The sequence below is a fragment of the Candidatus Pelagibacter sp. HIMB1695 genome (assembly GCF_052047655.1).
Lineage (GTDB): Bacteria > Pseudomonadota > Alphaproteobacteria > Pelagibacterales > Pelagibacteraceae > Pelagibacter.
The window spans coordinates 18,878-37,296 of the sequence record NZ_JBNAJT010000001.1; the positions used below are offsets into that span (position 1 = coordinate 18,878).

At 30.5% G+C, this 18,419-nt stretch carries 20 protein-coding genes; 16 read left to right on the forward strand and 4 right to left on the reverse strand.

All coding sequences use genetic code 11. The features are described from left to right. Positions 1-55 precede the first annotated feature (55 nt). Genes ACTTAX_RS00110 through ACTTAX_RS00125 form a run of 4 tightly spaced genes read left to right on the forward strand, consistent with a single transcriptional unit; the run spans position 56 to position 5,833 of the window. A complete protein-coding gene (locus ACTTAX_RS00110; protein ID WP_440691989.1) occupies positions 56-2,488 on the forward strand; it encodes a GcvT family protein in 2,433 nt (810 codons plus the stop codon). Further along, positions 2,488-3,237, forward strand: coding sequence for an electron transfer flavoprotein subunit beta/FixA family protein (locus tag ACTTAX_RS00115; protein WP_428079801.1), 750 nt, complete (start codon positions 2,488-2,490; stop codon positions 3,235-3,237). Before ACTTAX_RS00110 ends, ACTTAX_RS00115 begins: the two co-directional genes overlap by 1 nt. Next, the gene (locus tag ACTTAX_RS00120) at positions 3,237-4,190 is read left to right on the forward strand and encodes an electron transfer flavoprotein subunit alpha/FixB family protein (RefSeq protein WP_440691990.1); all 954 of its coding nucleotides are present in this window, start codon (positions 3,237-3,239) and stop codon (positions 4,188-4,190) included. Before ACTTAX_RS00115 ends, ACTTAX_RS00120 begins: the two co-directional genes overlap by 1 nt. Positions 4,191-4,213: 23 nt before the next feature. After that, positions 4,214-5,833, forward strand: a complete 1,620-nt coding sequence (locus tag ACTTAX_RS00125) for an electron transfer flavoprotein-ubiquinone oxidoreductase (protein WP_440691992.1) — start codon at positions 4,214-4,216, stop codon at positions 5,831-5,833. Position 5,834: 1 nt separating this feature from the next. Here ACTTAX_RS00125 and ACTTAX_RS00130 read toward each other — a convergent pair whose 3' ends face one another. After that, on the reverse strand, positions 5,835-6,209 hold the full coding sequence (locus ACTTAX_RS00130) for a DUF2237 family protein (RefSeq protein ID WP_072090395.1): 375 nt from the start codon (positions 6,207-6,209) through the stop codon (positions 5,835-5,837). Beyond that, positions 6,209-6,676: a phosphoribosyl-AMP cyclohydrolase gene (gene hisI / locus ACTTAX_RS00135; RefSeq protein WP_075506137.1), complete on the reverse strand. Its 468-nt coding sequence runs from the start codon at positions 6,674-6,676 to the stop codon at positions 6,209-6,211. Before hisI ends, ACTTAX_RS00130 begins: the two co-directional genes overlap by 1 nt. Positions 6,677-6,752: 76 nt before the next feature. Here hisI and folE point away from each other — a divergent pair, with 76 nt between their 5' ends. The 11 genes from folE (at position 6,753) to ACTTAX_RS00190 (ending at position 16,065) form a co-directional block, all read left to right on the forward strand. Beyond that, a complete protein-coding gene (folE, locus tag ACTTAX_RS00140; protein ID WP_075506136.1) occupies positions 6,753-7,373 on the forward strand; it encodes a GTP cyclohydrolase I FolE in 621 nt (206 codons plus the stop codon). Position 7,374: 1 nt separating this feature from the next. After that, positions 7,375-8,376 (forward strand): MDR family oxidoreductase, encoded by a 1,002-nt coding sequence (locus ACTTAX_RS00145; RefSeq protein ID WP_440691994.1) that lies wholly within the window; start codon positions 7,375-7,377, stop codon positions 8,374-8,376. Continuing rightward, the gene (locus ACTTAX_RS00150) at positions 8,376-9,263 is read left to right on the forward strand and encodes a LysR family transcriptional regulator (RefSeq protein WP_075506134.1); all 888 of its coding nucleotides are present in this window, start codon (positions 8,376-8,378) and stop codon (positions 9,261-9,263) included. The genes ACTTAX_RS00145 and ACTTAX_RS00150 overlap by 1 nt, the downstream gene beginning before the upstream one ends. Positions 9,264-9,389: 126 nt before the next feature. Beyond that, on the forward strand, positions 9,390-10,409 hold the full coding sequence (locus ACTTAX_RS00155; RefSeq protein ID WP_440691996.1) for an extracellular solute-binding protein: 1,020 nt from the start codon (positions 9,390-9,392) through the stop codon (positions 10,407-10,409). Between the two features lie 71 nt (positions 10,410-10,480). Next, complete coding sequence (locus ACTTAX_RS00160; protein WP_440691998.1) at positions 10,481-12,091, forward strand: ABC transporter permease; 1,611 nt, start codon at positions 10,481-10,483, stop codon at positions 12,089-12,091. A gap of 1 nt (position 12,092) precedes the next feature. After that, entirely contained in the window at positions 12,093-13,151 is a 1,059-nt protein-coding gene (locus tag ACTTAX_RS00165; protein WP_440692000.1) for an ABC transporter ATP-binding protein, read from the forward strand. A 14-nt stretch (positions 13,152-13,165) separates the two neighbouring features. Then, entirely contained in the window at positions 13,166-13,852 is a 687-nt protein-coding gene (locus tag ACTTAX_RS00170; RefSeq protein WP_440647618.1) for an AzlC family ABC transporter permease, read from the forward strand. Position 13,853: 1 nt separating this feature from the next. Continuing rightward, positions 13,854-14,162: an AzlD domain-containing protein gene (locus ACTTAX_RS00175; protein ID WP_440671990.1), complete on the forward strand. Its 309-nt coding sequence runs from the start codon at positions 13,854-13,856 to the stop codon at positions 14,160-14,162. 1 nt (position 14,163) lies between these two features. Next, on the forward strand, positions 14,164-15,180 hold the full coding sequence (locus tag ACTTAX_RS00180) for an MBL fold metallo-hydrolase (protein WP_440692002.1): 1,017 nt from the start codon (positions 14,164-14,166) through the stop codon (positions 15,178-15,180). A gap of 1 nt (position 15,181) precedes the next feature. Then, positions 15,182-15,625: a c-type cytochrome gene (locus ACTTAX_RS00185; RefSeq protein ID WP_440692003.1), complete on the forward strand. Its 444-nt coding sequence runs from the start codon at positions 15,182-15,184 to the stop codon at positions 15,623-15,625. Then, positions 15,625-16,065, forward strand: coding sequence for a DUF4396 domain-containing protein (locus tag ACTTAX_RS00190; RefSeq protein WP_440692004.1), 441 nt, complete (start codon positions 15,625-15,627; stop codon positions 16,063-16,065). Before ACTTAX_RS00185 ends, ACTTAX_RS00190 begins: the two co-directional genes overlap by 1 nt. Here the strand turns inward: ACTTAX_RS00190 and ACTTAX_RS00195 are convergent. Together ACTTAX_RS00195 and ACTTAX_RS00200 are read right to left on the reverse strand one after the other, a co-directional pair. Beyond that, complete coding sequence (locus ACTTAX_RS00195; RefSeq protein ID WP_440692005.1) at positions 16,052-17,368, reverse strand: MATE family efflux transporter; 1,317 nt, start codon at positions 17,366-17,368, stop codon at positions 16,052-16,054. The two genes, ACTTAX_RS00190 and ACTTAX_RS00195, sit on opposite strands and share 14 nt — an antisense overlap. Positions 17,369-17,384: 16 nt before the next feature. Next, complete coding sequence (locus tag ACTTAX_RS00200) at positions 17,385-17,912, reverse strand: cytochrome b (protein WP_440692006.1); 528 nt, start codon at positions 17,910-17,912, stop codon at positions 17,385-17,387. Between ACTTAX_RS00200 and ACTTAX_RS00205 the strand changes: the two genes are divergently transcribed. Then, the gene (locus tag ACTTAX_RS00205) at positions 17,907-18,374 is read left to right on the forward strand and encodes a c-type cytochrome (RefSeq protein WP_440692008.1); all 468 of its coding nucleotides are present in this window, start codon (positions 17,907-17,909) and stop codon (positions 18,372-18,374) included. The two genes, ACTTAX_RS00200 and ACTTAX_RS00205, sit on opposite strands and share 6 nt — an antisense overlap. Positions 18,375-18,419: the final 45 nt, after the last annotated feature.

Here is an 18,419-nt window from a genome sequence, read left to right on the forward strand (position 1 = left end):
ATCCACAGATACATTTTTGTTTCGTTACTAATAAAAATTTAGTAGGAATCACAAAATGAAAACAAAAACTAAAGTCGTAGTAGTTGGTGGTGGAGTAGTTGGTGTCAGTGCTCTTTATCATTTAGCAAAAAAAGGTTGGTCTGATGTAGTCCTTGTTGAGAGAAAAGAGTTAACTTCTGGTTCAACTTGGCATGCTGCAGGTTTACTACCATTGTTTAATATGAGTTATTCAGTAGGACAGTTACATAAGTATGCAGTAAATCTTTATAAAACTTTAGAAGAGGAAACTGGAAAAAATGTTGGCTTTAGTGTTGTTTCAAATATTCGTTTGGCAAGTACAAAAGATAGAATGGATGAGTACCATCAGTACGCAGGTGTCGCTCGAACGATTGGAGTAGATGTAAAATTTTTAACTCCACAACAAGTAAAAGAAATTTGGCCTTTATGTCATACAGATGATTTAGTTGGAGCTATTCAACACCCAGAAGATGGATATATCCAACCAGCAGATTTAACACAAGCTTTAGCTACAGGTGCAAGAAATAGGGGCGCAGAGATTTATAGAAACACAACTGTTCTATCAATGAGACAAACAAAAGATGGATGGATTGTTGAAACAGATAAAGGATCAATAGAGTGTGAACACGTAATTTCTTGTTCTGGAAATTTTGCAAGACAAACTGGTGAAATGGTTGGATTAGACATTCCAGTTATTCCTGTTGAACATCAATACATCGTAACCGAACCACATCCTGCTATTCAACAAAGAAAAAAAGATGGTTTACCAGAAATGGGTGTTTTAAGAGATAGCGACAGCAGATGGTATATGAGAGAAGAAGCGGGTGGATTAATTTTAGGACCTTATGAAGATGGTGCACCAGCATGTTATGTAGAAGGACCATCAAAGAATTCTGAATACGAATTATTTCAAGAAGATCTAGATAGATTAGCTCCACATATTGAAGGAGCAATACACAGAGTTCCTGCTTTTGGAGAAGTTGGAGTTAAGAAAGTTTATAATGGAGCAATTTGTTATACACCTGATGGAAATCCAATTGTTGGACCTGCCTGGGGACTTAAGAATTTTTGGATTAATGAAGGTCATAGTTTTGGAATAACTGCAGCAGGTGGTGCTGGTTGGCAACTTGCTGAATGGATTGTAGACGGTGAACCAACAATTGATATGTTGGGAGTTGAGCCAAGACGATATGGAAACTATGCAACAAAATCTTATTTAAAAGCTAAAAATGAAGAAGCTTATAGTCATGTTTTTATAGTTCACTATCCAGATGAGGAAAGACCTGCAGCAAGACCTTTAAGAACAGCTCCATGTTACGAAAGAATGAAAAATTTAGGGGCAGTTTTTGGACAAAAATTTGGATGGGAAAGACCTAATTTTTTTGCAACAGATGGAATGGAACAAAAAGACGATTGGTCGTTTAGAAGATCAAAATGGTTTGATGCAATTAAAAAGGAATGTCAAAACGTAAAAGAAAATGTTGGTCTTTTAGATATGACTGCTTTTGCAAAATGCAGAATAAGAGGACCTAAAGCAGAAGAGTTTTTAGACTATTTAGTTGCAAACAAACTTCCAAAAAAGATAGGAAGAATAAATCTATGTCATGCATTAAATACTAAAGGTGGTGTGCATTCAGAATTTACAATCATGAAAGAAGCTGAGAATAGCTATTATTTAGTATCAGCTGGAGCAAATTTAAGATTAGATCATGATTGGATTCAAAAATGGATGCCAGATGATGGATCTGTAATTTTTGAGGATTTAACAAATAGTACTGGTGTATTGGTAGTAGCTGGACCTAAAGCAAGACAACTAATGCAAAAAGTTTCGACAGATGATTTTTCTAATGAAAACTTTAAATGGCTTACAGCAAAAAATGTGAATGTAGGATATGCACCAGTTAATGCCATGAGAGTAAATTTTGTTGGTGAACTTGGATGGGAACTTCATCATCCGATAGAGTATCAAAATCATATTTTTGATAAATTAATGGAAGCTGGTAAAGATTTAGGAATTAAACCTTTCGGTATCAGAGCAATGAATAGTTTAAGAGTAGAAAAATCTTACAAGTTGGTTGGAACAGAATTATCGATTGAATATTCTCCTTATGAGTCTGGACTAGACAGATTTATTCATCCAAATAAAGGAAACTTTATTGGTTTAGAAGCACTTAATAAATGGAGAGAAAAAGGTTTTGACAATAAATTAGTAACTTTAGAAGTTCACAATACTAAAGATGCAGATGTTCTAGGAAATAATCCTATATTTAAAGACGGTAAAGTTGTTGGAAGAGCAACAGGCGGTGAGTTTGGATTTAGATTAGATAAATCAATAGCTCTTGCAATGGTAAAGCCTGATTGTTCTAATGTGGGTGACAAATTACAAGTTGATATATTAGGTGAAATGTATGAAGCTACCATTTTAGATGAAAGTCCATACGATTCAGAAAATAATTTGTTGAGAGCTTAATGAAAATCTTAGTAGCGGTAAAAAGAGTTATTGATTACAACGTTCAAATAAGAGTTAAAGAGGATGGCACTGGTGTAGTTACAGACAATGTAAAAATGTCAACTAATCCACCAGATGATAATGCAATCGAAGAGGCAGTAAAAATTAAAGAAGCAGGAAAGGCAACGGAAGTGGTTGCAATAACTGTAGGTGAAGAAAAAGCTCAAGAAACTGTTAGAAAAGCTTTAGCAGTTGGAGCAGATAGAGGAATTCATGTAAAAGCAGATGGAATACTAGAACCATTAGCTGTTTCAAAAATTTTACAAAAGGTTGTTGAAAAAGAAAAACCAGATTTAGTTTTTATGGGAAAACAAGCAATTGATGATGATTGTAATCAAACAGGTCAAATGTTGAGTGCATTATTAAATTGGCCACAAGCAACTTTTGCATCAAAGATTGATGTAAAAGAAAATAAACTAGAAGTTACTAGAGAAATTGATGAGGGACTTGAAACAATTGAAATAAATGTACCTGCGATTGTAACTTGCGATTTAAGATTAAATGAACCTAGATATGCATCTCTCCCAAACATAATGAAGGCGAAGAAAAAACCAATTGAAGAAATTTCTGCATCTGATCTAGGTGTTGATACTTCTCCAAGGGTAGAGCAAATTAAAGTAGAAGAGCCACCAAAAAGAAAAGCGGGTATAAAAGTAGCTAATGTAGCAGAATTGGTTCAAAAATTAAAAAATGAGGCAAAGGTAATATAATGGCAGTTTTACTTATAGCAGAACATAATAATAAAGAGTTAAGACCATTTACATTAAATGCAGCTACAGCAGCTTCACAAATTGATAGTGAAGTTCATGCTGTGATAATTGGAAATAATAGTGCAGAGGCATCAAAACAATTATCAGAACTTTCGGTAATTAAAAAAGTGTTAAGTGTTGAAGCACCACACTATGAAAATTTCACTGCAGAAAATTTTGCTCCGGTTGTGGTTAAACTAGCAGAAAATTATTCTCATATTATTTGTTCAGCAAATACATTTGGTAAAAATTTAATGCCAAGGATTGCAGCTCATCTTGATACTTCACAAGTTAGTGACATTATCAAAGTAATATCATCTGATACTTTTGTTAGACCAATTTATGCTGGAAATGCTTTTGCAACAGTTAAAAGTAATGATGCAAAAAAATGTGTAACTATTAGACCAACTTCATTTGAACCTTGTGAAAGCTCAGGAGGCTCAGCACCAATTGAGAAAGTTGATGCTAGTGAAGAATTTTCAAATACTAAATTTGTAAAAAGAGAAGAAATTAAATCTGATAGACCTGAACTTGGTACAGCTAGAATTGTTGTGTCAGGCGGAAGAGGAATGCAAAGTGGAGATAACTTTAAATTAATTACTGAAATTGCAGATAAGCTTGGAGCAGCTATTGGAGCATCAAGAGCTGCAGTTGATGCAGGTTATATAAGCAACGATCATCAAGTTGGACAAACTGGAAAAGTTGTTGTGCCAGATTTATATATAGCTGTTGGAATATCAGGAGCAATTCAGCATTTAGCGGGCATGAAAGAAAGTAAAGTTATTGTTGCAATTAATAAAGATGGTGAAGCTCCAATTTTCAGTGTTGCAGATTACGGACTTGAAGCAGATCTCTTTGAAGCTTTACCCCAGTTCATGGAAGAGCTGAACAAATTAAACACTATACAAAAATAATCCTTACAGTTAAAAACTAGATTATGTCTAGAGAATCTATGGAATATGATGTTGTAATCATTGGTGGTGGCCCATCAGGATTAGCGACTGCAATTAAATTAAAACAATTAGATTCAAATTTGAATGTTTGTTTGCTTGAAAAAGCTTCAGAAATAGGAGCTCATATTTTGAGCGGGAATGTTTTTGAAACACGAGCTCTAGATGAGCTATTACCTAATTGGAGAGAACTTAACTCACCTATTAAAACAAAAGTAACAAAAGAAAAATTTTTATTTTTAGGAAAAACAAAATCTTTAAGTTGGCCAACTTGGCTTTTACCAGCAGTTCAGCAAAATCATAAAAATTATATTATTAGTTTAGCTAACTTATGTAGATGGTTAGCTGAACAAGCAGAAGCTTTGGGTGTAGAAATTTTTCCAGGTTTTCCAGCAAGTGAAATTTTATATAATGATGACGGCTCTGTTAAAGGAGTAGCTACCCAAGATATGGGTATAGATAAAGAGGGCAACAAAAAAGATAGTTTTGAACCAGGCATTGAGCTTTTGGGAAAAGTAACAGTTTTTGCTGAAGGTTGCAGAGGTCATCTAGGAAAACAATTAATTCAAAAATTTGAACTGAGTAAAGGAAAAGATCCCCAGCAATATGGAATTGGTTTTAAGGAAATTTGGGAAATAGAAGAAAAAAATCATGAAGAAGGACTAGTAATGCATACAGCTGGATGGCCACTTGATAACAATACTTACGGTGGAAGCTTTATGTATCACGCTGAAAATAAACAAGTGTTTTTAGGCTATGTAATAGGATTAGATTACAAAAATCCGCATTTATCTCCATATGATGAGTTTCAAAGATTTAAAACTCATCCAGCAATTAAAAAAATAATAGAGGGAGGAAAAAGAATTTCATATGGCGCAAGAGCATTAATCGAGGGAGGATTTCAAAGTTTACCTAAAATGTTTATGCCAGGTGCCTTACTAGTAGGATGTGATGCTGGTACATTAAATATGCCTAAAATCAAAGGCTCTCATACTGCAATGAAAAGTGGAATGATTGCAGCTGAAACTATTCAAGAACACTTAAAAGAAAATAAAGATTTATCTAATTATGAAGATAAATTTAAAAAAAGTTGGTTATATAAAGAATTATTTGAGGCCCGAAATGTAAAACCTAGTTTTAGTTGGGGATTAATTTTGGGGATTATCTTTACAGGTATTGATCAAATTTTGTTTAGAGGAAAGCTTCCGTTCACTCTTAAACATAAACATGCAGATCATGAAACATTAAAACCTGCAAGTCAAATGCCCAAAATTGATTATCCAAAGTACGATAATGTAATAACTTTTGATAAAACTAGTTCAGTTTATCTTACAGGAACTAACCATGCTGACAATCAACCTGTCCACTTACAACTTAAAGATCCTGATTTACCTATCAAATACACTTTAGAAAAATTTGATGAACCTGCGCAAAGATATTGTCCAGCTGGAGTATACGAAGTGCAGAAAGAAAATGATGTTAATAAGTTTGTAATTAATTCGCAAAATTGTATTCACTGTAAAACTTGCGATATTAAAGAACCTTCACAAAACATAACTTGGGTGACACCAGAAGGTGGTGGCGGACCAAGATATGGAAATATGTAAATTAGGACAAATCTATTGCAAACTTTTTTAAAGTTTCAATAGGCACATATTTAAGAGTGTTTTCGTGGGTTCTTTTCAAAAATATTGGACATCCTTTACCAGCTTCAACTGCTCTTGCATACCAACTAGCACACAAACACCATCCATCTCCATCTTTTAAACCTGGAAACCCAAATTCAGGATGTGGAGTAATTAAATCGTTACCTGCTTCTTTCATCCACTCTAAGCATTCGGTAGTAACTTTAGCACAAACTGTATGAAGTCCATGATCATTCTCGTCAGTGTTACAACAACCATCACGAAACCAACCTGTTAATGGATCATTGGAGCATTCTTCTAGATCTTCGCCTAGAACATTTTTTTGTTTTTCACTCATTAAATTTTAGTAGGATTTGGTTGTCCTTTATAAACTTCTTCAGGATCAAATTTTTTTTCTTTTTCAAGAAATTCCATTTCTACTTTACGTCCATTATCAATTGGTCCCATAGGAATAGATCTATAAAAGCATGATCTGTATCCAACATGGCAACTAGCACCGTCTCCTATATCAACTGTTAACCAAATTGAGTCTTGATCGTCATCAATTCTGATCTCAGTTACTTTTTGAGTAAAGCCACTTGTTTTACCTTTGTGCCAGATTGCTTTTCTAGATCTACTAAAGTAGTGAGCTTCTTTGGTTTCAATTGTTTTTTTTAATGCTTCAACATTCATATAGCCGTGCATTAAAATATCTTTGGTTTTTGAACACATTGTAATGACAGGTATTAAGCCATCATTGTCAAATTTTGGTGAAAGAAGATTTCCTTCCTCGATATCGTAGATATTTTCTCTTTTTTTGAACATAGAATGTGATTATGTAGCACATATCTAGATATAATAAATATTTTAAAATTAGGTAATTACTGTATAAAAAGGCGCTATGAAATTAGTAAAAGACACTGACAACAAGTTAAATGAAAATAAGCAAGTTTCAGACAAAGATGCTGAAGAAGCTTTTAAGACAATTTTAACATGGATGGGAGAAGACCCAAATAGAGAAGGTTTATTAGAAACTCCAAAAAGAGTTGTTAAAGCATTTAAAGAATATTTTAAAGGTTACAAAGAAGATCCAGATAAAATTTTGGATAAAACTTTTGGTGACGTAGAGGGATATGATGACATGGTTGTCCAAAAAAATATTTCTGTTCAAAGTCATTGTGAACATCACATGGCACCAATTATTGGAAAAGCTCATGTTGCTTATATTCCAAAAGAAAGAGTTGTAGGTTTAAGTAAACTTGCAAGAGTAGTTGAGGTATTCTCTAAAAGACTTCAAACACAAGAAAGACTTACAATGCAAATTGCAAATACTTTAATGGAATCATTAGATGCAAAAGGTGTTGCAGTAACAATAGATTCAACTCATCAGTGTATGACTATGAGAGGAATTAAAAAAGAACAAGCAACTACGGTAACAAATTATTATTTAGGTCAATTTAAAGAAGATTTAAGTTTTCAAAATAGATATTTACGATTTATTAGCACTACGCTAAAAGATTAAAGTGTCTGATCAATTCAAAGCAATAGTTCTTAATCAAGAAGGTGAAAATTTTTCTAAAGAAGTAAAATCTTTAGATAGAAGTTTTTTAAAACATGGAGATGTAACTGTTCAGGTAGAATATTCAGATTTAAATTTTAAAGATGGAATGATTCTAAAGAATGGTGGAAGACTAGTAAAAGAGTATCCGCACATACCAGGAATAGATTTTTCAGGAAAAGTAATAGAAAGTGAAAATTCAAAATTTAAATCAGGTGACGAAGTAATATTAACTGGTTTTAGAGTTGGAGAAGTATTTTTTGGTGGTTATTCTCAGATAGCAAAAGTCAATGCAGATTTCCTAGTAAAAAAACCTGATAACTTAAGCAGCAAGCAGGCAATGATTCTAGGGACAGCAGGCTTAACTTCTTTAATGAGTGCTTTTGCAATTCAAGCAAGAGAAAGTATTTTGCTTGGGGAAAAAGTAAATGATGTTTTGGTAACAGGAGCAACCGGAGGCGTTGGCAGTGTTGCAATAATGGTTTTAACAAAATTAGGATACAATGTAACTGCAGTATCTGGAAAAGAAAGTAAGTCAGATTATTTAAAATCTTTAGGAGCAAAAAACATTATAAATAGAGCTGAATTTGATAAAGACCCAAGACCAATAGATAAAGGTTTATGGGACGGAGTGGTAGACACTGTTGGAGGAAAAATTTTAGCAAACGCAATTGCACAAACAAAGCCTAATGGAATTATAGCTGTATGTGGAAATGCAAATAGTAATGAGCTTAACACCAATTTACTTCCTTTTATGTTACGAGGTATTAAGGTTTGGGGAATGGATTCTGCAAATTGCAGTATAAAAAGAAGAGAATTTATGTGGGGTGAAGCTTCAAAATTAATTGATTTTGAATTGCTTGAAAAATCAGTTTTAACAGTAGGTTTAGAGGAGCTAATTGAAACTTATCCTAAAATTTTAAAAGGTGAAATTTCTGGAAGAGTATTAGTGGATGTTAATAAATAATGGATTGGGATAAATTAAAAATTTTTCATGCAGTCGCAGAAGCTGGAAGTTTTACAAATGCTACTGTAAATTTAAACCTTAGCCAATCTGCAATCAGTAGACAGATACAGTCCCTAGAACAAGATTTGAAAGTACAACTATTTGAAAGACATGCAAGAGGATTAACACTTACAGAAAACGGTGAATATGTTTTTAAAACTGCACATGAAGTAATAAGTAAGTTAAAAGAAGTCGAAACATCTCTAGGTGATCAAAAAAATAAACCAACAGGAAAATTAACTATAACAACAGTAAGAAGTTTTGGTACTCACTGGTTAACGCCTAGAATTCAAGAATTTATGAGACTTAATCCAGAGATTGAGATTGAATTAGTCTTTGATGATAAAGAATTAGATTTAAGTACAAGACAGGCTGATATTGGAATTTTCATGAGAAGGCCAAAACAGCTTAATTATATTCAAAAAAAGCTAGTTGATATTAAATATTATATATATGGATCAAATAAGTACTTAGAAAAAAATGGAATGCCAAAAACAATAAATGATCTAAATAAACATAAATTTATTTCGTTTGGAAAAGGAGCACCTTCTCCAGTTTATAATCCAGATTGGGCATTAAAAATTGGAATGCATGATGGTAAAAAAAGAAAATCAATCATGAAGGTAAATAGTGTAATGGGATTATTGTTAGCAGTAGAGTCTGGGGTAGGATTGGCTGCACTTCCTGAATATTTAGTTACAAATTCAAACAATGTAATTAAAGTACTTCCAAAAGTCGAAGGTCCAATAACTGAGGCACATTTTGTTTATCCTCAATCTTTAAAGAATACAGCTAGAGTTCAAGCGTTTAGAAATTTCTTGTTTAGCAAAATCGGCGACTGGAAATAAAAATTCTCTATATTTAGCAATTTTAAATAAAGTATTGATATATGCGTCAATATATGCGATTGATAATCATTCGCATTGAGAATAATTCTCATTCGCAAATAAACTAGGGTAAAGAAAAAGATACGAATGAAAAATATAACATTATTAGCATTAATTTTATTTTTCTTTACCAAAACGAGTATGGCAGGTGAAGTAAATGTTTTTAGTGCAAGACATTACGACTCTGACATTCAGCTGTATGAAAAGTTTACTAACAAAACAGGTATAAAAGTTAACTTAGTTTCTGGTAAAGACAAAGCTTTGCAAAAAAGAATTACTGAAGAAGGAAAAGACTCCAAAGCTGATTTATATATCACAGCAGATGCTGGAAGATTAGGTTCATTTGATGCAAAAGGTATGTTTCAGAACTCTATGACGACGCTTATAGAAGCTTCAGTACCATCAAACTTTAGATCTGATAATTGGACAGGTATCGCTAAAAGAGCAAGAATTATTTATTATTCACCAGAAAGAGTAAGTTCAGAAGATTTAAAAGGGATAACTTATGAAAGTTTGTCAGATTCAAAATGGAAAGGGAAAATTGTAATTAGAAAATCTAATAATATTTACAATCAATCTCTTGTTGCATCATTAATTAAAAATAATGGTAAAGAACAAACTTTAGAATGGGCAAAAAAACTAGTTTCAAATTTTGCAAGAAATCCTAAAGGAAATGATAGAGCTCAAATTTTAGCTGTTGCTGCTGGTGAAGCTGATTTAGCTATAGCCAACACTTACTACTATGCTTTGATGTTATCTGGTCAAAAAGGAGAAGATCAAAAAGAAGCTGCTCAGAAAGTCTTACCTTATTTCCCAAATCAAAATGATAGAGGGACACATATGAATATAAGTGGTGGAGGTATTTTAAAAAATTCTCCTAATCCTGAAAATGCAAAAAAATTACTAGAGTTTTTTTTAACAAAAGAAGCACAACAACATATAGTAAACAATACATTTGAATACCCAATGATAGAAGGTGTTGAACCACACCCTCTTATAAAAAAAATGGGTGAAAATTTTAAACAGGATTTAAAAACAAAAGTTGGAGACTATAAAAAAAATCAGGCTGATGCGTTAGAGGTAATGTTGATGTCTGGTTGGAAATAAAAGAGGTTAACACTAAGTACTTTTGGTATAAAGTTTATTACCCTACTTTAAACCATTAGTACTTCGTTAAAATGGGTAATAAAATTAATATTTGGTTTTTGAGCTCTTTGCTCATTTCTATTATAGTTGCAATACCAATTGTAACTGTATTTAGTAGTTTTTTTGAACCAACAGGTGAGTATTTATCAATTGTAAAAAATACATTTTTGTATGAGTATATTTCAAATTCAATAATTCTTGTAATTGGAGTTTTAATTACAACTTTTGTAATTGGTGTAGGATCTGCTTATTTAGTTTCATTTTATAAATTTCCTGGAGTTAATTTTTTTAAATGGGTTTTAATTTTATCTTTTGCAGTTCCAGCCTATATCTATGCATATTCACTAACTGCTTTTTTTGAAAACTATGGAACAGCTTTTTCAATTATGAAAAGCTTATTTGGTGATGGAAATTACAATACTGTTTTACCTAAATTTGATGGAATGCTAGGAGCTATAATTTCAATTTCATTTTCACTATTTGGTTATGTTTATGTGTTAACAAGAACCTCATTTCATTATCAATCTCAAAATTTGCTAGAACTTGGTAAAAACCTGGGTTTTTCAACAAAAAAAACATTTTTTAATATTATTTTACCATCAGCAAGACCAGCAATTATTGCTGGATTATCTTTAGTTGCTATGGAGACTTTATCAGATTTTGGTGCAGTATCTTTTTTTGGAATATCGACTTTAACCACTGGAATTTATGATGCATGGATATCTTTTGATGATTTGGCTTTAGCGAATAGAATATCTTTTTTTCTTTTAATTTTCATATTTGGATTATTTTTTTTAGAAAACTTATCCAGAAAAAAAGCACAGTACCATTCACCTGCTAAAGGAAATTTTAAGACTAAAACTTTGAAGCGATTAACTGGTTATAAATCTTTAATGGCAATAATATTTTGTTCATTTGTATTTCTTGCAAGCTTTATATTTCCAGTTTTGCAAATGCTTTACTGGACAATTAAATTTCCAAAACATTTTATAGATCTAAATATTATTGAATTATTATCAAACACGTTGATTTTAGTTTTCTTATCAAGTTTTGTTTTAATATTTTTATCTTTCATATCAAATTATGGAAATAGAATTAGTAAAAATAAGTTTTTAAATATTTTAACAACTTTTTCAATTACTGGTTATGCAGTACCAGGAATAATATTAGCTGTAGCTTTCATAACTTTTATTTCTTGGTTTGATGAAAATATATTTTATTTTTTTAATATAAAACAAATTTTTATTGGATCTATACTTGGTTTAGTAATTGTTTATTTTGTAAGATTTTATTCTTTAGCTAACAATGGTATTAAATCTGGATATTTAAAAATTAATTATTCAATTGATGAAAGTGCATATCTATTAGGTTATTCAAAATTAAAAACTTTTTTAAATATTCATATCCCTTATCTTAAAAACTCAGTCTTATTAATTGCTATATTGCTATCAATCGAAATAATCAAAGAATTACCAATTACATTAATTATGCGTCCTTTTAATTTTGAAACATTTGCCACTCAGGCCTATATATTTGCTTCACAAGATTTACTAGAAGCTGCCGCCGCACCTTCATTATTACTAATTATGATTGCAAGTATTTTTATTTTAATTACATCTAAGTATATGTTTAAAGATAAATAAAATGAGAAATAACTTTTTAGAAATTGAGAATGTTACTTTTGCTGCAAGCTCTAAAAATAAAGTAACCAATGTTTCATTTAATATTGAAAATGAAGGAGACATAGTTTGTTTGCTAGGTCCATCTGGAATTGGAAAAACTACAATATTAAGAACAATAGCAGGCCTTGAACAAATTCAGTCTGGTAAAATTATTTTAAAAAATAAAATTATTTCATCTAAAGAAAGCCATGTTGAACCCGAGGATAGAAATATATCTTTGGCTTTTCAAGACAACTCTCTATTTCCTCATTACAATGTTTTGGAAAATATTAATTTTGGTGCTGAGAGAAATAAAAAAAAGAAGAAAGGTCTAAACTTTAAAGAAATAGTGAAATTTCTACATTTAGAAAAAATCTTAGAAAAATATCCTCATGAAATTAGTTCTGGAGAAGCACAAAGAGCCTCTTTAGCTAGATCTTTGTTATCAAATCCTGATTTGTTACTTTTAGATGAACCGCTGTCAAATATAGATCAAAGTTTCAAAGAGGAAATACAAGTAAAGTTAAAGCAAATTTTAAAAGAATTAAAAATTACAACAATAATTGTTACTCACGACTCATACGAAGCATTCTATTTAGGTAACAAATGCGGAATCATTTTAGACGGAGAACTCAAACAATTTGATGATCCCTATAATGTTTATCACTTCCCAAATTCTGTTGATGTAGTTAATTTTTTAAACAGAGGTATATTAATTCCAGCAAAAGTTACTGATGAAAATACTTTAGAAAATGATGATTTAGGTACAATCAAAGGAAATTTTACAAAACATTATCCAAAAGGATCTAAAGTACAGTTGTTGTTACAGCCAGAAGATCTAGAACATGATGATAAAAGCAATTTAAAATTGGAAGTGGTAGATAGAAAGTTTAGAGGAACAAATTTTATATATACTCTAAAAACTAGTAGTGATTTGTTAATTCCTGTTTTTGTTCATTCTCACCACGTTCATCAACATGAAATTGAAGAAAAATTTGGGATTAAACGTCCAATAAATATTGATCACATAGTTTGTTTTTAATAGAACCCAAATAAATGCTTACCAAAAAACAATTATTTACCAGAGGCATGTTGGATATTTCTCCACACATGTTGTCTGTAATTCCATTTGGAATAATTTGTGGAGCTATTGGTGTTGAATTAGGATTTGATCCTCTATTAGTTTATGCAATGTCCATTATTATTTTTGGGGGTGCATCACAAATTGTTTTTTTGCAATTATTATCAGGTGGTGCATCTGGATTGGTAGCAGCAACATCAGTTGGTGTTATTAATTCAAGACATCTTTTATATGGTGCGGTCTTATCAGAGTACCTAGAAAAACTGTCATTAATTAAAAAATTATTAATCTCTTATATTATTGTGGATCAAGGATTTGCCGAGTCTAATAAATTTTTTAAAAAAAATAAATCAGAGCAGTACTTACATTATCATTTGATTGGTACAGGCTGTACAATGTGGGTTTGTTGGCAAATTGCTACATTGTCAGGAATCATTTTAGGTTCATTTGTACCAGAGGAACTTGGATTAAAATTTGCAATCCCACTTACGTTTATAGCTATCGTAATACAAGATTTAAAAAAAATTGATCACCTAATTGTAATGATTGTGTGTGGGTTGAGTTCATTATTATTTTATGATGCTCCATTTAGATCTTATATAATTATTTCACCTATACTTGCTTTGTTTGTTGCGGCTTTAATATTGAGGTTAAAAAAATAAAATGACTTGGTTATCAATTATTGTTGCAGGAATATTAACTTACTTCACTAGAATGACGATGGTAGCCCTAGTGAGTAGAGACATGTTGGGAGATAAAATAAAAGCTGTATTGGCTTATGTTCCATCGGCAGTGTTTCCTGCAATAATATTTCCAGGAATTTTTATTAATGATTATGGTGAATTTATTGAAATGGATGACCCTAAAATATTTGCTGCAATTGTTGCTGTAATTGTTGGTTATTTTTCAAGAAATATAATCGCAACTATTTTGTCTGGTTTAATTTCCTATTGGTTTTTGATATTTATCTAAAATGATATTTAGACAAATATTCGATAGCGTTTCTAGCACTTATACTTATTTAATTGCATCTGGAAGGGGACGTGAAGCTTTAATAATAGACCCAGTCTTAGAAAAAGTTGATCAGTATATTAATTTGTTAAATCAATTAGATTTAAAATTAGTAAAGGTGATAGATACACATATTCACGCAGATCATATCTCTGGAATTGCTGAACTAAGAGATAAAACTAATTGTGTAACTGTTATGGGTAATAAAACTCCTGCAGATGTAGTTGCTATGAGAGTATCAGATGAAGAGATAATCAAAATAGATGGAATTGATTTACAAGCTTTATACACTCCTGGTCATACTTCTGAGAGCTTTAGTTTTTTGATGGGCGATAGAGTTTTTACAGGAGACACATTATTAATTAGAGGTACTGGTAGAACAGATTTTCAAAACGGTGATCCTAAAGACTCTTATAATTCAATATTTAACAAATTATTAAAACTACCTGATCAAACTCTAGTTTATCCAGCACACGATTATAAAGGAGAAATGGTAAGTACCATTTTAGAAGAGAGGAAATTTAATCCAAGATTACAGGTAAAATCAGTAGAAGAGTATGTAGATATTATGAATAATTTAAATTTACCAGATCCCAAAATGATGGATGTTGCAGTTCCTAGTAATCTTAAGTTAGGCATTGATTTAAACCGTCAAAAAGTAAACAATGGAATTGAGCCAGAGGAGTTTAACAAGATTAAAAAAGAGGAAAATACAGTTTTGATAGATTTAAGAGAGCAAAATGAAATAGATAAAGAAGGTAAACTAGATAACAGTAATATAGTCCCATTTCCTTCCATGCATGATTATATTGAGAAAAATAAAGATAGCTTAAAAAATAAAAAAATTCTTTTTTACTGTGCTCATGGACACAGATCTACTCTAGCAGTTCAGATTTCTAAGTCATATAATTTTGGTAATTGTTTTCACTTAATTGGCGGTTTAGAAAAATGGAAAAAAAAAGGATTAAAAATTAATTAATATGACAAAAACAAATATTGTAAATTTTATAAAAATAATTTTCCTATTATTGTTTTTTAATAACGTTTCACTTGCTCATAATCATTTTCCAATTACAACAGACTCTTCATTGATGATTAAAAGAGGTGAACTAGTATATAATCAAAACTGTGTTTCATGTCATATGATTGATTTATCAGGAGCAAAAAATTGGAAAGATTTAGATGATGATGGACATAGAAAAGCACCCCCATTAAATGGTACTGGTCACACCTGGCATCATGACGATAAAACGTTGCATGCTATAATAAAGTATGGGTTAGCTAAATTGGTTAAAAATTATGAGGGAAAAATGATGGGTTTTGGAGATAAATTGTCAGATAAAGATATAGATAGCGTCTTAGCTTATATTAAATCTTACTGGCCACTTGATCTGTATGAATTTCAAATTAATATGAATAAGTAATGAGCGCAGTTGCAACATTGAATTGGTCATGTAAGCACACTTGGAGAAGAAGTGCAAAAAATACTGCATGGTGTTTATTAGGATGTGCCATTGGTGACTTTGGTACAATTTTGTATTTTCAATTGACTGGAATTCCGTTGCCTGTTTTTGCAATAATGACTTTAGCAATTATAAATGGACTAATTACAAGTATAATTTTAGAGACAATTATTTTACTTAAACAGAACTTTACTTTTAAAGATGCATTAAAAACCGCCTTTGGAATGAGTTTTATTTCTATGGTAAGCATGGAAGTTGCAATGAATTTAACAGATTATCTTCTAACTGGCGGAGCCATGTTAACATGGTGGGTGGTGCCAATAATGCTTATTGTTGGTTTTTTAACTCCATGGCCTTATAATTATTGGAGATTAAAGAAATTTGGTATTAGTTGCCATTAAATCTTAAATAAATCCTGTTTAAATAAAAATATAAAGACAAAGCTCTCAAGATCATAAATATCGTTAACGATATCCATACCCCGTCATTTGAAATGTAATTTGTTAGAACTAAAGAAATTAATAAATATAAAGAAACAGAAAAAAACATAGCATTTCTAATTTCTTTTGTTTGAGAGGCTCCAATAAAAATACCATCAAATTGATAACAAAAAGATGCAAAAAAAGGCAAGATAATCATCCAAATTGAATAATCTAAACTTAAAGATCTTATTAGATCAATATCAGACATCATATAAATCACATTCTTATGAGTAAAATAATAAACAACAGAAATACCTAAGCCTGTAACTGAACTTAAAATAAAAGAATTTTTAACAATTGAGCTGAATAAATTTTTATCTTTTTTACCCAATGAATAACCAATAATTCCTTCAGTTGAAAATGCGTAAGCGTCTAAAATGAATGCTGATAGAAAGACGAGATTAATTAATATTGCGTTAGCAGCTATATACTCTTCTCCAATTTTTGATCCAAGGTACGTGAACCACAAAAAAGAAAAAGTAAGCAATATAGTTCGAATAAAAATATTAAAATTAATATTAAAAATATTTTTTAATTTATTTAGTTCAACAATTTCCCTTATTATAAAATTAATCTTTGTAAGCTTGTTTAAATAAAAAAAAGTATAAATTAAAAAAACAGTAGAGGTAATTATTCCAGAAAAAAGAGTTCCATATGCAACACCTTTAATATTTAAATTGTATTGAGTTACGAGAATTATGCTCAATATAATATTTAATATTGAGAAAAATCCTACAGCAATACTTGAAATTTTAGTTTTTTGTAATCCAACAAAAAGACCTGTTATAATATAAAGAGTAAGTTCACCTGGAGCTGAATAAATTCTAATTTTAAAATATTCCTCATAAAAAATAGCAGTTTGTGAATTTAGATCAAATATTTGTAGACTTATCTTAAGAATTAAATTCTGAGCAAAAAATAAGACAATAGAAAGGATAATTACAAATAACAAATTTCTTAAAATAATATTAATTATTTCTTTGTAGTTTTCGGCTCCATTTGCTTGAGAAACCATACCGACTGTTCCCATTCTTAAAAATCCAAAGCTCCAAAAAATCATTGAAAATAAATTTGCTGCAACAGAAGTTGCGGATAAATAGGAAACATTTCCCAAATTACCCATTAAAAAAGTATCAATTATAGCTACTAGTGGAATAGCTAAATTAGCAAAAAAAATTGGAATAGATAATTTTAAAATATATCCAATAGAAGATTTTTCCATATGTATCAGGAATTATTTACAATATTTTCTTTAATAAATTTTCTTTAAAGAATAATTTGTGAATTATAACGGCACTTATATGTAGAGCAACTAGACCGATCAGAGCATAGTTTGATAAGATATGAATATTATAAAATTGGTCAGCAAGTTCAAAATTATCTTTTATTTTTATTTTTTTAAAAAAAATCACTAAGGACTCACCATTAAATAGTTTTTTTAATATTCCAGATATAGTTATTGATAAGATAGCTATGTATAAAAACAAATGATTTAGTTTAGCAATAAATCTTTGTCCTAAAAAAGTGGCAGGACCTAACTTTGGTATAGGATTAATTAAATTATTTAGTAATCTAAAAATTACAACATAAAATATTCCAAGCCCAACCAACACATGAATATTTTCAATAGTTATTCTTTCTTCCCCAAAATCTAAATCAACTAAATAAAATCCAAGAGGAATTTGAATTAAAAGTAAAATTGCGCTTAGCCAGTGCAATAACTTTGATATTATTCCATATTCTGTTAAGGTGTTCTTAACATGCATATCATATTAAAACATACAAAGAAGATCTTTGGTACAACAATATTGTCTTTTATAATGATGTTTTCTGGCTCTTTAGCTAATGCAGAGTTGTCAGTAGAAGATATTATTAAAAGTAGAAAAGCACTATTTAGCAAGAATTATAGTACTGCTAAAAGGGTACAATCTTTTTCTTCAAATGGGGATTTTGATGAAGCGATAGAACTAATGAAAGAAATGAATGAAAATTACATTATTTTGTTAGATCTATTTCCAGAAAATTCTAAAGAAGGATTTAAAACAGAGGCACTGCCTATAATCTGGGAAGAAAAAGATGCTTTCAACGCATTAATGCAAAAATCTGCTGATGATATGATTAAACTCACTTCTATTATAGAAGATGCAGATGATATTAGAGGAACTCTAGGAAAATTAATGTGGGCGAATTGTAAGGCCTGTCATTCCAAATATAGAAAACCGCATTAATAAATTCACATACCCATTTTGGTTAATTAAAATTAATTTTGTTTA

Bases quoted from the DNA above. Each gene is read 5' to 3' on its own strand.
- ACTTAX_RS00195 (WP_440692005.1), bottom strand. From the start codon at position 17,368: ATGGAAAAATCTTCTATTGGATATATTTTAAAATTATCTATTCCAATT.
- ACTTAX_RS00205 (WP_440692008.1), top strand. From the start codon at position 17,907: ATGCATATCATATTAAAACATACAAAGAAGATCTTTGGTACAACAATA.
- ACTTAX_RS00165 (WP_440692000.1), top strand. From the start codon at position 12,093: ATGAGAAATAACTTTTTAGAAATTGAGAATGTTACTTTTGCTGCAAGC.
- hisI (WP_075506137.1), bottom strand. From the start codon at position 6,676: ATGTTCAAAAAAAGAGAAAATATCTACGATATCGAGGAAGGAAATCTT.
- folE (WP_075506136.1), top strand. From the start codon at position 6,753: ATGAAATTAGTAAAAGACACTGACAACAAGTTAAATGAAAATAAGCAA.
- ACTTAX_RS00185 (WP_440692003.1), top strand. From the start codon at position 15,182: ATGACAAAAACAAATATTGTAAATTTTATAAAAATAATTTTCCTATTA.
- ACTTAX_RS00120 (WP_440691990.1), top strand. From the start codon at position 3,237: ATGGCAGTTTTACTTATAGCAGAACATAATAATAAAGAGTTAAGACCA.
- ACTTAX_RS00160 (WP_440691998.1), top strand. From the start codon at position 10,481: ATGGGTAATAAAATTAATATTTGGTTTTTGAGCTCTTTGCTCATTTCT.
- ACTTAX_RS00200 (WP_440692006.1), bottom strand. From the start codon at position 17,912: ATGCATGTTAAGAACACCTTAACAGAATATGGAATAATATCAAAGTTA.
- ACTTAX_RS00155 (WP_440691996.1), top strand. From the start codon at position 9,390: ATGAAAAATATAACATTATTAGCATTAATTTTATTTTTCTTTACCAAA.
- ACTTAX_RS00125 (WP_440691992.1), top strand. From the start codon at position 4,214: ATGTCTAGAGAATCTATGGAATATGATGTTGTAATCATTGGTGGTGGC.
- ACTTAX_RS00150 (WP_075506134.1), top strand. From the start codon at position 8,376: ATGGATTGGGATAAATTAAAAATTTTTCATGCAGTCGCAGAAGCTGGA.
- ACTTAX_RS00130 (WP_072090395.1), bottom strand. From the start codon at position 6,209: ATGAGTGAAAAACAAAAAAATGTTCTAGGCGAAGATCTAGAAGAATGC.
- ACTTAX_RS00175 (WP_440671990.1), top strand. From the start codon at position 13,854: ATGACTTGGTTATCAATTATTGTTGCAGGAATATTAACTTACTTCACT.
- ACTTAX_RS00180 (WP_440692002.1), top strand. From the start codon at position 14,164: ATGATATTTAGACAAATATTCGATAGCGTTTCTAGCACTTATACTTAT.
- ACTTAX_RS00115 (WP_428079801.1), top strand. From the start codon at position 2,488: ATGAAAATCTTAGTAGCGGTAAAAAGAGTTATTGATTACAACGTTCAA.
- ACTTAX_RS00170 (WP_440647618.1), top strand. From the start codon at position 13,166: ATGCTTACCAAAAAACAATTATTTACCAGAGGCATGTTGGATATTTCT.
- ACTTAX_RS00190 (WP_440692004.1), top strand. From the start codon at position 15,625: ATGAGCGCAGTTGCAACATTGAATTGGTCATGTAAGCACACTTGGAGA.
- ACTTAX_RS00110 (WP_440691989.1), top strand. From the start codon at position 56: ATGAAAACAAAAACTAAAGTCGTAGTAGTTGGTGGTGGAGTAGTTGGT.